We start from the raw sequence: 13,965 nt of genomic DNA on the forward strand, positions 1-13,965 counted from the left end.
ATAATATGGTCTGTCAAAGAAGAATAGACTACAATAAAATATGGTTTTGACAGTGAAGAAATCATCTATGAAACACTACGGAATTTAATTAAGGAAAAAGTCACATCAGATGAAGCATTTAAAAAAATTCATAAATTACTTGATTAAAAAATATACTTCTTGTTTTACAACTCATTATATTAATCTAATATAGGCATATTTAGAAAAAATGGAGATTTAAGCGAATAAAAAAACTTAATCTATTTTAAAATCAAATAGTTGAGGTTTTTACTTGTACTCGAGGCGGGAATAACTTAATATTTGACCAAACATAACCTCTACTGATTAACTAACAATCATTTGAGATTAATAAAAGTGGATTAGCCGATAAGTCAATGATATAATTTTCAAATTTAAAAATCATCTAAATTTATGAATTACTAATAAAATCAATTCATTAAAGAGGTTTACTCTTAACAATTATTAAATATAATCTAGTAAACAAAAGAGAAGTCAACACTCTAGCCAGTTATCTTAAAAAGTGAGAAACGGAGGCGTTTTTAAAAACAAATACTTGATAATCAAAATATTACTAGAGTTAATTGAGGGGTATAGCGGATTCGAACTGCTGTAGATGGTCTTGCAGACCACTGCCTAGCCTTTAGAACTTCTAACTGTACTTTATTTACTATACATTAAACTCAAAGATTAAACCATCTGACACTAAACTTCTATTTATAAATAACTACGCTTAACTCAATATCAAAATATGCTAATTGCCCCATAAAATTAGGCTTCATATTATTTATTACATGATATCTTTTTAGTTTTTTAGCAAGGTTTTTAATATCGCTTTTTGTTGCTGGTTTGTTTTCTTCCTTGGTAAAAGCATATTTTAATAAATCTACTGCTGCACTTCCTATTGCTGCATTTCCTACTCCAGCTACACTCAATTTCTCAATACTTGTTTTATTCGTTTTATTTTCTGGTTTATCTATTCCTATTTTATCACCTGATTTTACTTTCTGATGATGTGATTTTGATCTACAACTATTTGAACAATATTTTTGAACTCTTCTTCTTACTGGTAAAAATTCTTTTCTACAATATTCACATTTATACAATCTTGTTTCCATATACGTTAATTGAACGTTCGTTTTACGCTTAATCTCTTCTGATTCGTTTTTGTTTATTGTTTTCTGTTTCTGAAAACGTTTTTCAATAAGTAACTAATTGCATCTTCTTCGGTTAATGATTTTCTTTTTTTTGCTTTCTTAAAACTTGAAGAAATCGAAAAATCATTCTTTAATTTATCCAATAGCAGTTTTTGCTCTTCCAATGGAAGTGCTTTTACTACTTGATAAACTACATCTGAATTCACTATAAATTAATTAACTTGTCGTTAGCTAAGTTAATTTCTAGTGATAGAATATGAAGATTTTAAGCTATGGCAATAGCATATCTGAGTGATGTCTATTGTTGTCTGAAAATGTATTTTTAAGAAAAGTAAGTGATTTCTTAATTTTTAATCGTCAATTCTTGTAATTCTTCTTTGATTTTTTTTAATCTAAAATCATGTGATAAATTTTCACCTCTCCCATAATGTCTAATTTTTGTAATTGACATATTATGTTCTTGATTTACATAATCAATGAAATTCTTTTTCTTTTCTGAAATAAGTAATGATTCTAATAAAGCTTGATGTAAACTATCTATATTTGAAGGCTTATTATCTATAAAGCTTTGTATCTTTTTTTGTGTCCAACTAAACACATCAAAATCTAGAAAAACATTCTTATATTTTTTATATCGTTCTTTAAGAATTCCTAAATTACTAAAAGCTGTGTCATCTTCAAATTGAAACATATCATTTAAACTTAATAAGATTTTAAGAGTACTTTCAAATTCGAATGCCTTAGTGAAAGTTTCTTGTTTCTTAAATTCATCTGATTCAAAATATATTTGATCTCCAATCAAATATGCTTTTAAATTTTGATCCGTTGCTAAAGTTGCCTTTAAAGCACTTCTTAAACCTTTTAAAAACTCAAATCGATTCAACATTTCTACTCGCTCTAAACCGCTTTCTGAAATTGATCTATAACCTAATGAGATATCTTTAGGCGTAATTCTTGAAAACTTATCTTTAAAATATTTTAATGCAACTTTTCGTTGTTCAATATATTCCATTCCAAAAATCTCATCTTCGAAATCTTTAGAAAAAAAGAGAAATTCTTTATCTATTGCGGGCAAATTAACTGCTTTAAAGAATGTATAAAACTCTTCTCTTAATTCATAATTAGGATTTACTTTTGTTTTATAAGATGTAACTTTATTAAATTCACTTAAATCTACAACACTTTCTGACTCAAACCCAATAGAAGTAAAACTTTCATACAATCCTAAATCAACTAAAATTTGCAACTGCCTGTCTTCCGATAGTTTTTCAAAGTCGCTTTCTTTCAGAATTCCAAAATTATTTTTAATCTCATTCATGTATTGTCTCTTTTTCATTTTTTAAATTATCGTATAGCATATTCGAATAATCTTCTGGTAATTCTGCATCAATATCTCTTAAATATTTCTCTAAAGCTACCATTGTTCCATGTCCTGTAATAGGCATTAAATTACTTTTTGCTTCATACTTAGACATTCCTTCTCGAAACTTCCTGTATAATTTCGTGATAAATGTATGTCTAAAACTATACATTCCAAATTCTGTTCCTAATTCAAAGTGATCTTTTATTTTCTTAAAACGCTTAGAAAACTCATTCCTTTTGTTTGTTTCTTCTGCTTCCCAATTTTCACCTATTCCGAATCTACCAAATAAAAATGATCTAGGGTTTTTATTTGATAAATCTGGTAAATCGTTCAATAATATTTCTGGAATAATTTTTACTTTAACTGGTTTGTTTTTTGCCTTAACATACAATTTTCTATCATCTATATCAACATCCTCTATTCTTAAACGACAAACTTCTATAGGTCTTAAAAAATTATACGATATAAACTTTATAAATAGTAATAAATGCGAATCTGCTTGCTCTAAGTATTTATAAATCCCTTTTTCTAATTTTGGTGTATATGTTTTATTGCGTTTTGGTACTGATTTTAAAACTGAAATCTTTTTAACAAAATTATCCTGTACGACTTCATTATCTTCCAAAAGTTGAAACATCGATGCAATATCTGTTCTTGAATTATTTCTATTTCTTGCACTTGTTCTTTTTAAAACTTCATTTAAATAATCTATTACAATTTTCTTTGTTATAAAAGTGATTGGATTCTTATAATATTCTTTTTCTATCAGCCACTTTTCAAAAAGACCTACCCTACTCTTGTATTGAACAAATGAATTTTTATTCATCATATTAACCTTCAACTCCAATGTTAACTTTATAGCTTCTGAAATACTCGTAGACATCTCATTTACTGAAATTACAATAGGCTCTTTTTCTTTTGCAATAGATGCTATCTCTTTTACCTCTTCTTGTTTATACCCATCTCTTTCTTTATTAATAGCTATTGATCCTTCTGAAAACATTGCTTTTTCTAAAGCACTATTATCTTTATATGGATTAAAACCATATTCTAACAACTTTAATAAAGATTGTTGCATAGTCCTTAAAAACTCATAACGATCTCGTTTTGTTTTTAACTTATTTACTCCCGCCTTTATATTGGGTTGCCTAACTAATTTTTCTGTTTTGGAATCTCTAAAGGAATAGTAAATATACCAAGGTCTACTAAGGGCCTCTTTTTTTTCTTGATAAGAAAGTTTTAACCAAATAGAAATGTCTACACCTCCAGTGTAGATCTTCGGTTCAGAATAATTCAATTTCATAGTAAAAACGTGTACGTTTTCGTGTACGTCTTGTAAAAGTAAGGAATTTAATAGCATAAAAAAACAGTTCGTGTAACACGAACCGTTGATCTTATTAACTTTAAACTTGTAGCGGGAACTGGACTCGAACCAGTGACCTTCGGGTTATGAGCCCGACGAGCTACCTACTGCTCTATCCCGCGATTTGCGGTTGCAAATATACGTCTTTTTTATCTTTATAAACAAATAAAAAGCATCTTTTTATTCGCAAAAAACATAACCACTACAATTACAGACCATTAAAAATCCTTTTTATTTTTAAAAACCATGTATCTTTGCCTCATGGTACACAAAGCAGGATTTGTAAATATTATTGGTAATCCAAACGTTGGTAAATCAACTTTAATGAACGCCTTCGTTGGTGAAAAACTTTCTATAATTACTTCTAAAGCACAAACTACTAGACATCGTATTTTAGGAATTGTGAATAATGATAATTATCAAGTTGTTTTTTCTGATACACCTGGTATTATAAAACCAGCTTATGAGCTACAAGAATCTATGATGGATTTTGTAAAAGCAGCTTTTGAAGATGCTGATGTGCTCATATACATGGTAGAAATGGGGGAAAAAGAGCTAAAAAACGAAGCTTTTTTTAATAAAATAATTCACAGTAAAATACCAGTAATTTTATTGTTAAATAAAATAGATAAATCTAGTCAAGAGGAAGTAGAAGATAAAATTAACTACTGGAAAAATAAAGTTCCAAATTCATTTGTTTATATAATATCTGCTCTTGAAAAATTCAATGTTGAAAATGTTTTTCAAAAAATCATAGAACTTTTACCTGAAGGCCCAGCTTTTTACCCTAAAGATCAATTAACAGATAAACCTGAACGCTTTTTTGTTAATGAAAAAATTAGAGAAAAAATACTACAACATTATAAAAAAGAAATTCCATATTCTGTTGAAATAGAAACAGAAAGTTTTACTGAAGAAGAAGATATTATAAAAATTCGCTCAGTAATTATGGTTGAACGTGATACCCAAAAAGGAATTATAATTGGTCATAAAGGAAGTGCAATTAAACGAGTTGGTACAGAAGCTCGTAAAGATTTACAGCGTTTTTTTGATAAAAAAGTTTTTCTTGATTTATATGTAAAAGTTAACAAAAACTGGCGTTCTAATGATAAACAATTAAAACGTTTTGGATATAAAGATTAACTTTATTTAATATTTTTTAAAATCTGCTTAGTAAATTCTTTAAGTTCATCCATCTGCTTTTTCCCAGTTGATTTACCTATACTTCCTATGACATAGAGTACAATCCATAGTAAAGGTAAAACGACAAGCATTACTATAGGAAAAAATCCACTTTTTTTTAAAGACCAATTACTATATGCAACTACAGCAAAAATTAAAAATGCAGTAGCAACACCAAAGTGTATAAACATAAACAATGTCCAAACCTGAGGCTTAGGACCAAACAACCCTTTAATTTTACTTGTATATTCAGTTAACTCTTCAATTTCTATTTGTAATTGCGGTGACCAATAATGGTTTTCTTTCTCAGGCACATCAACTATAATATGATTATCAACAACCTTCATTTTAAACTTCTGGTTTTCGTCTATGTTAGTTTTTATTTTTTCAAGTAATAAATCGGCTTTCATTTCAAAATCTATTTGAAACCTTGGCTTTAAAAAAATTTGATTGTATAATGTATTATCCATTACCTAGCTAATTGATTTTATCAAATTTACAATTTTAAAACAATTATTAACTAATCATAACAAATACTTACACTTACACTAACTTTTAGTTAAAAAAGAACTTACAGCTTTGCCTGAAATATAAAAACCATGAAAAATTTAGCACAAAGTATTATTGCATTATCTTTTTTATTCATTGCAAGTTGTAATGATGACTCTCCAGCTCCTGCCCTTGAAAACACTAACGTGAATTTTAAACATAAAACAACAATTAAAGTAGGCGGTGAAGGTGCTTCAGAAATAACTGCTTATGATGCGAAAACTAAAAAAATATTTATTGTAAATGTTGAAAAAAAAGAAATCTCAATTTATGACATAACAAATTTAAATACACCTATAAAAAAAACACCAATAACAATAACAAGTGGATCACCTAATAGCGTTAGTATACACAATGGTAAATTAGCTGTAGCTATTGAAAATAACAATAAACAAAGTAATGGGAAAATTGCGCTTTACAATACAGATGATCAATCATTAGAAGCTTCTTTTACTGTAGGGGCATTACCTGACATGGTTACTTTTTCTAAAGATGGGAAAATGATTGTTTGCGCAAACGAAGGTGAACCTAATAAAGACTATACTAATGACCCTTTAGGAAGTGTTAGCATTATTTCTATTGAAAACAAACAAATAACTACTCTTGATTTTTCTTCGTTTAACTCTCAAGAGGCTGAATTAGAAAGTAAAGGTTTCAGAGTATTTGGTCCCAATGCTACTTTAGCTAAAGATGTTGAACCAGAATACATAACTATTTCAGATGATTCAAAAACTGCTTGGGTTTCACTTCAAGAAAACAACGGAATTGCCAAAATAAATTTGATTACAAAAACAATAGAAACTATTTATCCTTTAGGTTTTAAAGACTATAGCATAGCTAAAAACTCAATTGACCCAAGTAATAAAGACGGTAAAAAAGAATTACGACAAGTACCAGTTTACGGAATGTATCAACCTGATGCTATAACTCATGTTACTATAAAAGGAATTGGTTATGTTATCTCAGCAAATGAAGGTGACGCTAGAGAGTATGATGGAACTCCTGGATTTGTTAATGAAGAAAGAATTAAAAAAATAAAATTAGACCCAACTGTTTTTCCTTCTGTAAATGATTATCAAAATGAAGCTAATTTAGGAAGATTAAAAATTGCTTTAGATATAGGCGATACAGATAATGACGGAGATTATGATAAATTATATTCTTATGGTGCACGCTCGTTTAGTATTTGGTCTGAAAATGGAAATTTAATTTACGACAGTGGAAATACAATTGCTAAAGAACTACTAGCAACTACTTCTGATAAATTTAATGATGACGATAAAAGAAGTGACGACAAAGGTACCGAACCTGAAAGTGTAGAAGTATTAAACATAGCCAATCAACGTTATATTCTATTTGTTGGCCTTGAACGAACTGACCAAGTATTAGTATATGATATTTCTAATCCTGCTGCTCCAATATTTTTAACTATTCTATCTCATAATGGTGATGAAGCTCCAGAAGGATTATTAGCTATTCCTTCAAAGGACAGCCCAAATGGTAAAGATTTACTTATTGTATCTAATGAAGATAGTGGAACTGTTAGTATTTATGAAAATTTAAAATAAAACTAAAAAAAATGCAACTAAACAACTATTGGTGAGCAATCAATAGTTGTTTTGTTTTATAGAAACACTACCTTTGCAAAATGAGTAATATTATAGCAATAGTAGGAAGACCAAACGTAGGTAAATCTACCTTATTTAACCGTTTAGTTCAACGTAGAGAAGCAATAGTTGATTCTGTAAGTGGTGTTACAAGAGACAGGCACTATGGAAAATCAGAATGGAACGGTAAAGAATTTTCTGTAATTGATACAGGAGGATATGTAGTTGGGTCAGATGATATCTTTGAAGGTGAAATTAGAAAACAGGTACAATTAGCTATTGATGAAGCTGATATTATAGTATTTGTGGTAGATGTAGAGCAAGGAATTACTCCTATGGATGATGCTGTAGCTAAAATATTACGCCAAGTTAAAAAGCCTCTTTTTATGGCTGTAAACAAGGTAGATAACGCCATGAGAGATGCTGATGCTGTAGAGTTTTACAATCTTGGATTAGGTGATTATTATACTATATCTTCTATAAATGGTAGTGGTACTGGAGAATTATTAGATGCTGTAGTTGAGGCTATTCCTGAACCAGATCAAGAAGAAGAAGAAAGTGAACTACCTCGTTTTGCTATAGTTGGAAGACCTAATGCTGGAAAATCATCTTTTATCAATGCTTTAATTGGAGAAGACAGAAACATTGTTACCAATATTGCTGGTACAACTAGAGATTCTATAGATACAAAATATAATAGATTTGGTTTTGAATTCAATTTAGTAGATACAGCTGGAATTAGAAAAAAATCAAAAGTTAAAGAAGATTTAGAGTTCTATTCCGTAATGAGAGCTGTAAGAGCAATTGAACATTGTGATGTTGCTGTTCTAGTAATTGATGCAACAAGAGATTTTGAAGGTCAAGATGAAAAAATATTTTGGTTAGCTGAGAAAAACAGAAAAGGAGTTGTTATTCTAGTTAATAAATGGGATTTAGTTGAAAAACAAACCAATACTATGCGTGATTTTGAAGCGCAGATACGTAAAAAAATAGCTCCTTTTACTGATGTACCAATTGTATTTACTTCTGTACTTACAAAACAACGTATATTCAAAGCTATTGAAACTGCTGTTGAAGTATTTGAAAACAGAAAACGTCGTATTCAAACTAGTAAGTTAAATGAAACTATGCTAGAAATTATACAACATAATCCACCACCAGCAACTAAAGGTAAATATATCAAAATTAAATACTGTATGCAGTTACCTACGCATACTCCCCAATTTGCCTTCTTTGCTAATTTACCTCAATATATTAGAGATCCATATAGACGTTATATAGAAAATCAATTACGTGAACATTATAACTATACAGGTGTTCCTATAAGTATCTATTTTAGACAGAAATAAGTTTAACATTTTTTTAATGAAACGTTAGTAGTTTTTTCTCGTCTTTTGTGCATTGAAATTTATATGTACAAAAACTATGAAAAAACTACTATATGCTTTTATATTTTTATTTAGCACCCATTTTTTTGCACAATCATACCCCTTTAAAATAACAGGGAAAATTCAAACAGAAAAAGAAAAAACAGCTATTGAAGCTGCGACAATTCACTTAGAAAAAATAAAAGATAGCTCAGTTGTTTCTTATACAATATCTGACGACAAAGGTTTTTTCTCTTTAGAAGGAAAATCATTTCATAAAAACCTTAAACTTTTTGTGTCTTTTGTTGGAATGAAAAATTACTCGAAATTAATTTCTCTTGACAAAAAATCATTATATAATCTTGGTAACATATCTCTAGATGAAGAAGGCACTCTTCTTAGTGAGGTTGTAATAAAATCAAGAGCGCCTATTACTGTTAAAAAAGATACTTTAGAGTTTAATGTAAAGTCTTTTAAAACAAAGAAAGATGCAAATGTTGAAGATTTATTAAAAAAACTTCCAGGTGTTGAAGTAGATGAAGCGGGTAAAATTACTGTAAATGGAAAACCTGTTAATAAGATTTTGGTAAATGGAAAACCTTTTTTTGGTAACGACCCCTCAATTACAACAAAAAATTTAACAAAAGAAATTATTGAAAAAGTTCAAATTACAGATACTAAATCTAAATCTGATGCTTTTAGTGGTGGTAAAGGAGATGCTAATAATAAAACAATAAACCTTACAATAAAAAAGGAAAATAACAAAGGATGGTTTGGAAGAATTTCAGCAGGTGCAGGAACTGATAAACGCTATGAAGGTGCCACAATGGTTAATCGTTTTAATAATGATAGAAGAATTAGTGTATTAGCTAGTACCAATAATATTAATTCTCCTGGATTTAGTTTTGGTGAAATTCAAAAAATGTTTGGAGGAGGTAACACATGGTTCAGTAGTAATGGATCTTTCAGTGTAAACGGAAGACGTTTTGGAGGCGGCCAAGGAATTATTAAATCTAAAACTGCAGGAGTTACTTATGCAGATACTTATAAAAAAGGTTTAGATGTTAATTTAAACTATTTTTATTCTGGTAGTTCTTCTAACAATGACTCTAAAAGAAATAGAGAAAATATTTTACCTGATGGTAGTCGTTATTTTTCTAACTCAAACTCTTCTACTTTTGATGAAAATGATAATCATAGTATAGATGCTGAATTTGATATAGAAATCGACTCAACATTTTTAATCAATGTTGCCCCTAGGTTTATAAAAAATGATAGAGAGGGAACTTATAACAATCTTCAAGAATCTTTTGATAAAGACAAAACATTAACCAATAAATCTTTTATCAACTCTCGATCTAAATCAAGTGCCAATAATTTTGAAAATGATATTGATATTACTAAACGATTAAATAGTAAAGGTTCTTTTATTAAAGCTTCTATTACCAATCAAATTGATAAAGCTAATACTGAAAATTACAATATTTCTAAAACAGAAATTTTTGGAACTTCACCTTCTGTAGAAAACAGAAATCAATTTAGTGATATTAAAAATAATTTAAATAGTTTCAGAACAAGTGTAAGCTATCGCTATGCAATAATTTCTAAAAAACTATTTTTAGATTTCGAATATCGTTATAGAAAAAATGAACGTGAAAATGTAAATAATACTTTTGACTTTAATAGTTCTTTAAATCAGTATACCGATTTCAATACAGATTTAAGCTCAAACTTTAAATCAGACGACATTACCAAAACCCCTTCTTTAGGTATTGCTTATAAAGTTAAAAAGTGGCGTTTTGACATTGAAGCTGGATATGTTAATAGAACTCTAAAAAACAATGATCAGTTAAGACCTAATTTAAACTTAAAGAAAGATTTTAATGCTTTAAAACTTAGAAGTACTTTTAGGTATCGTTTTGATTCAAAAGCATCAATATATTTCGATTATAATTTAGAAAATGATGCTCCTTCTATAACTCAATTGCAACCTTTTAAAAATGTTAGTAATCCACTAAATATAATAACTGGTAACCCTTCTTTAAAACCAATTAAAAGACATAGAGTATATCTTAACTTCAACAAATACAATTGGCAAAAAAGAACAGGAATGTTTATCTATGCTGGAGGTGATTTAGTAAATAACCAAGTAGTTTCTAAGAGTAGTATTGATGCTAACTTTGTTAGAACTACAACTTATGAAAATGTAAATGGCGGATACAACTTTTGGGGTGGCGGTAGCTACAGTAAACAAGTAAAACTAGATTCTATTACCACTATAAAACTAAGAATTGGAACTAATATTAACGGAAATAGAAGCATTAACTTCTTTAATGATATACAATATAAATCAACAACAACATCAATATCTCCTAATATTGGTTTTACGTTTGAATGGAATAAAATTATAAGTATTGAGCCTAGATATTCAGTATCGTTATCAAATACAACTTTTGATATTGATAATTTTAACAACTTAAACTTTACAAGACACAATTTAAATATTAGAACGAAAACAAACTTCCCTAAAAAATTAGAGTGGAGAAATGATATACGATATAGTTACAACCCCAATGTAGTAGGATTTAACAACTCTGCTTGGTTTTGGAACTCTACCTTAGCTTATTCTGTAATGAAAGATAAAGGAACAATCACTTTAAAAGCTTATGATTTATTAAAACAGAATAATAATGCCAGAAGAACATCAACATCTAACTATATTCAAGATTCTGAAAGTACTGTACTTCAACAATATTTTATGTTAGGGTTTAGCTGGAAATTTAATAGTTTAGGTAAGAAAGGAAAAATTCGAGACTACGGAAGTCATTTTTAATCAGCCTTAAAAACTCAATAAAAAGTCATTATATCCTATAATGGCTTTTTTTATTCACGCAAATTCCTTTACAGTGCAAGCTCACTTATCAAAAACGACTATACCATTAGTATTTTGTAAATTTGCAAAAAGAAATTCACCCAACATGGAAATTAAAAGTATTACGGATATTCAAAACATAGAACTCCCTTTACAACTAAACATTAGTTTTAAAAGAGTTTTTGAAATATTTCAAAAGTATGCAGATAAAGCATCTAAGCAACATCCTTTCCATGAATCTGCTAAAGTAATGATCCGTGAAATTGAAAAAGCTCCTGAACTTATCAATGGTTTTTCAGATTTTTCATTATTAAAAAAACATGAAAACACAATCAACCATCTATTAGATGCCTTATTCCCTGAAATATTATCAAATAATGAAATTAAAGTAGCCACTATTCCTTTTTCTTTTACCACTTTTAAATACACTGAACGTTTTAAAAATATATTAGAAAATGCGGGTGATGACTACGAATTAAAAGTTCGGAATTTTGAAGATGATGTAATGTACATTTATGCTTGTACACTTATTTTAGGAACAGTATATAATTATCCTGTAGATTTAAAAAGACCTTTCTTTTTTGATATACCAGATAAAAAACTAGGAGTAACTAAGCATTATCGTGTTGCTTTCAATGGAGATTTTATGGATATTTCTCCATCTAAAAATGCTCCAGAAATCACGAAAGAAGACATCAAATTATTATTAGATAATTTTAATAATATTGATATTTGGAGAGAAAAATTTCCACCAAACTCATATATATTTAAAGGGTTTGGGATTATGAATCTTTTTGATGTTACAGCCGATGAAACACTAAGTGCTATTAGAACCAATTTACTTCAAAAAGATGACGGTAGTATAGTTGAGAAACTACAGAAAAATTTAAGTGAGTTTTACACTATTAAAGATTTAAAAGTAGGCTTTTCTGTATATGATGTTAGTAATATTGAAGTAGAACCTCCAAGAGTAAAAATTTCTGAAAGTATTTTAATTGAAAATGGAACAATAATTACCTGTAATGATTTTTTCTGTGATCATATAATTTCTAAAATTTTCAATAAAAATGAAGAAGTAGTACTTTCTGATATTGAACAATATGGAATAAATTCAGGTGAAAATGATTTTTACCAAAAACTAAAAGAAAAAAATATAGGAAGCATTATATTAATTCCTATAAAAACATCTACCAACAGAGATCTTGTTTTACTTGAAATAGCTTCACCAAGACCTTATGAATTAAACTCAGTAAATAAACAAAAGTTAAAAGATATAATTCCAGTTTTTAAAGCTGCAGCAGAAAGAAATTCTGAAGAGTTTTTAAACACCTTAGAAGCTACTATCCAAGAACATTATACTTCTATTCACCCTTCGGTAAAATGGCGATTTTATGAAGCGGCTGAAAAATATCAAAACGCTTTATTTTCAAAGCAAGAAGAAGCAAAAATTGAACAAATTGTTTTTGAAAATGTATATCCATTATATGGTCAAATAGATGTTAAAGGATCTTCTATAGCTAGAAATACGGCTATTAAAGACGATTTAACAACTCAATTAACATTGGCAATTAATGTTTTAAATGAAGCTTGTAAAGCCGAAAATCTACCGATATATAATGAACTAACATTTAGAGTTAAAGAATATTTACACGAAGTAAAAAAGGGACTAAAAGCCGGTGACGAAATAGGCATTTTAGATTTTCTTAAGAAGGATATTTATCCAGTTTTTAACCATGTAAAAGAAATTAATCTTGAACTCACAGAGCTTGTAAAAACATATACTAACAGCTTAGATGCAAATTTACATGTAGTTTATGACAAACGTAAAGCCTATGAACAAAGCGTTACAAAGCTTAATGACAAGCTAGCAAAGTTTATTGACACTAAGCAAGAGGAAGCTCAAGAAATGTTTCCTCATTATTTTGAACGCTATAAAACTGATGGTGTTGAGTACAACATGTACATTGGGCAATCGTTAACAAGACAAAAAAAGTTTGATGAACTGTACCTCTATAACCTTCGTTTATGGCAATTACAAACCATGTGTGAAATGGAGAACCTTGCTAACACTACTAGAAAAACATTAACACATGATTTAGAAGTTGCTTCATTAATTTTAGTTCACAGTAATTCTTTAGCTATAAAGTTTAGAATGGATGAAAAACAATTTGATGTTGATGGAGCTTATAATATTCGTTATGAAATAATAAAAAAACGAATAGACAAAGCACATATAAAAAACACCAATGACAGATTAACTGTACCTGGTAAAATAGCTATTGTTTATTCACAAGATAAAGATGCTAGAGAATATCTTAAATACATAAAATATTTGCAGTCAAAAAATCAGCTTGGAAGCATAGAAAAATTAGAATTAGAAGACCTTCAAGGGGTTTCTGGTTTAAAAGCTTTACGAGTTGAAGTAATTTATCAAAATGATTTTACATCAGACAAAACAATAACTATAGACCAACTTTTACACGATTTCAAGCAATAGTATTTAGTGCA

General features: G+C 28.6%; 10 protein-coding genes and 1 tRNA gene. 5 read left to right on the forward strand and 6 right to left on the reverse strand.

The genetic code is table 11. The features are described 5' to 3' along the window. Window positions 1-710: 710 nt before the first annotated feature. The 5 genes from DS884_RS16385 to DS884_RS16405 form a co-directional block, all read right to left on the reverse strand. Window positions 711-1,115: a hypothetical protein gene (locus tag DS884_RS16385; RefSeq protein ID WP_113787524.1), complete on the reverse strand. Its 405-nt coding sequence runs from the start codon at window positions 1,113-1,115 to the stop codon at window positions 711-713. Between the two features lie 53 nt (window positions 1,116-1,168). Then, entirely contained in the window at window positions 1,169-1,360 is a 192-nt protein-coding gene (locus DS884_RS16390) for a hypothetical protein (protein WP_113787525.1), read from the reverse strand. 137 nt (window positions 1,361-1,497) lie between these two features. Next, window positions 1,498-2,490: a hypothetical protein gene (locus DS884_RS16395; protein ID WP_147239419.1), complete on the reverse strand. Its 993-nt coding sequence runs from the start codon at window positions 2,488-2,490 to the stop codon at window positions 1,498-1,500. Next, a complete protein-coding gene (locus tag DS884_RS16400; protein WP_233487176.1) occupies window positions 2,465-3,820 on the reverse strand; it encodes a tyrosine-type recombinase/integrase in 1,356 nt (451 codons plus the stop codon). Before DS884_RS16400 ends, DS884_RS16395 begins: the two co-directional genes overlap by 26 nt. 109 nt (window positions 3,821-3,929) lie before the next feature. Continuing rightward, a tRNA-Met gene (locus DS884_RS16405) sits at window positions 3,930-4,002 on the reverse strand. A gap of 139 nt (window positions 4,003-4,141) precedes the next feature. Between DS884_RS16405 and era the strand changes: the two genes are divergently transcribed. Next, the gene (era, locus tag DS884_RS16410; RefSeq protein WP_093870190.1) at window positions 4,142-5,023 is read left to right on the forward strand and encodes a GTPase Era; all 882 of its coding nucleotides are present in this window, start codon (window positions 4,142-4,144) and stop codon (window positions 5,021-5,023) included. Between the two features lie 2 nt (window positions 5,024-5,025). On the opposite strand, the gene DS884_RS16415 is transcribed toward era, so the two are convergent. Next, on the reverse strand, window positions 5,026-5,532 hold the full coding sequence (locus DS884_RS16415; RefSeq protein WP_113787528.1) for a GTP-binding protein: 507 nt from the start codon (window positions 5,530-5,532) through the stop codon (window positions 5,026-5,028). Window positions 5,533-5,661: 129 nt separating this feature from the next. On the opposite strand from DS884_RS16415, the gene DS884_RS16420 reads away from it, so the two are divergent. The 4 genes from DS884_RS16420 (at window position 5,662) to DS884_RS16435 (ending at window position 13,954) form a co-directional block, all read left to right on the forward strand. After that, a complete protein-coding gene (locus DS884_RS16420) occupies window positions 5,662-7,179 on the forward strand; it encodes a choice-of-anchor I family protein (protein ID WP_113787529.1) in 1,518 nt (505 codons plus the stop codon). Window positions 7,180-7,259: 80 nt separating this feature from the next. After that, window positions 7,260-8,567, forward strand: coding sequence for a ribosome biogenesis GTPase Der (der, locus tag DS884_RS16425; protein ID WP_093870187.1), 1,308 nt, complete (start codon window positions 7,260-7,262; stop codon window positions 8,565-8,567). A gap of 76 nt (window positions 8,568-8,643) precedes the next feature. Then, window positions 8,644-11,418, forward strand: coding sequence for an outer membrane beta-barrel protein (locus tag DS884_RS16430; protein WP_093870186.1), 2,775 nt, complete (start codon window positions 8,644-8,646; stop codon window positions 11,416-11,418). 145 nt (window positions 11,419-11,563) lie between these two features. Beyond that, window positions 11,564-13,954: a GAF domain-containing protein gene (locus DS884_RS16435; RefSeq protein WP_113787530.1), complete on the forward strand. Its 2,391-nt coding sequence runs from the start codon at window positions 11,564-11,566 to the stop codon at window positions 13,952-13,954. Window positions 13,955-13,965: the final 11 nt, after the last annotated feature.

Source organism: Tenacibaculum sp. E3R01, assembly GCF_003318185.1.
Taxonomy (GTDB): domain Bacteria; phylum Bacteroidota; class Bacteroidia; order Flavobacteriales; family Flavobacteriaceae; genus Polaribacter; species Polaribacter halocynthiae.

Bases quoted from the DNA above. Each gene is read 5' to 3' on its own strand.
- der (WP_093870187.1), top strand. From the start codon at position 7,260: ATGAGTAATATTATAGCAATAGTAGGAAGACCAAACGTAGGTAAATCT.
- DS884_RS16415 (WP_113787528.1), bottom strand. From the start codon at position 5,532: ATGGATAATACATTATACAATCAAATTTTTTTAAAGCCAAGGTTTCAA.
- DS884_RS16420 (WP_113787529.1), top strand. From the start codon at position 5,662: ATGAAAAATTTAGCACAAAGTATTATTGCATTATCTTTTTTATTCATT.
- DS884_RS16435 (WP_113787530.1), top strand. From the start codon at position 11,564: ATGGAAATTAAAAGTATTACGGATATTCAAAACATAGAACTCCCTTTA.
- DS884_RS16400 (WP_233487176.1), bottom strand. From the start codon at position 3,820: ATGAAATTGAATTATTCTGAACCGAAGATCTACACTGGAGGTGTAGAC.
- DS884_RS16385 (WP_113787524.1), bottom strand. From the start codon at position 1,115: ATGGAAACAAGATTGTATAAATGTGAATATTGTAGAAAAGAATTTTTA.
- DS884_RS16395 (WP_147239419.1), bottom strand. From the start codon at position 2,490: ATGAAAAAGAGACAATACATGAATGAGATTAAAAATAATTTTGGAATT.
- DS884_RS16430 (WP_093870186.1), top strand. From the start codon at position 8,644: ATGAAAAAACTACTATATGCTTTTATATTTTTATTTAGCACCCATTTT.
- era (WP_093870190.1), top strand. From the start codon at position 4,142: ATGGTACACAAAGCAGGATTTGTAAATATTATTGGTAATCCAAACGTT.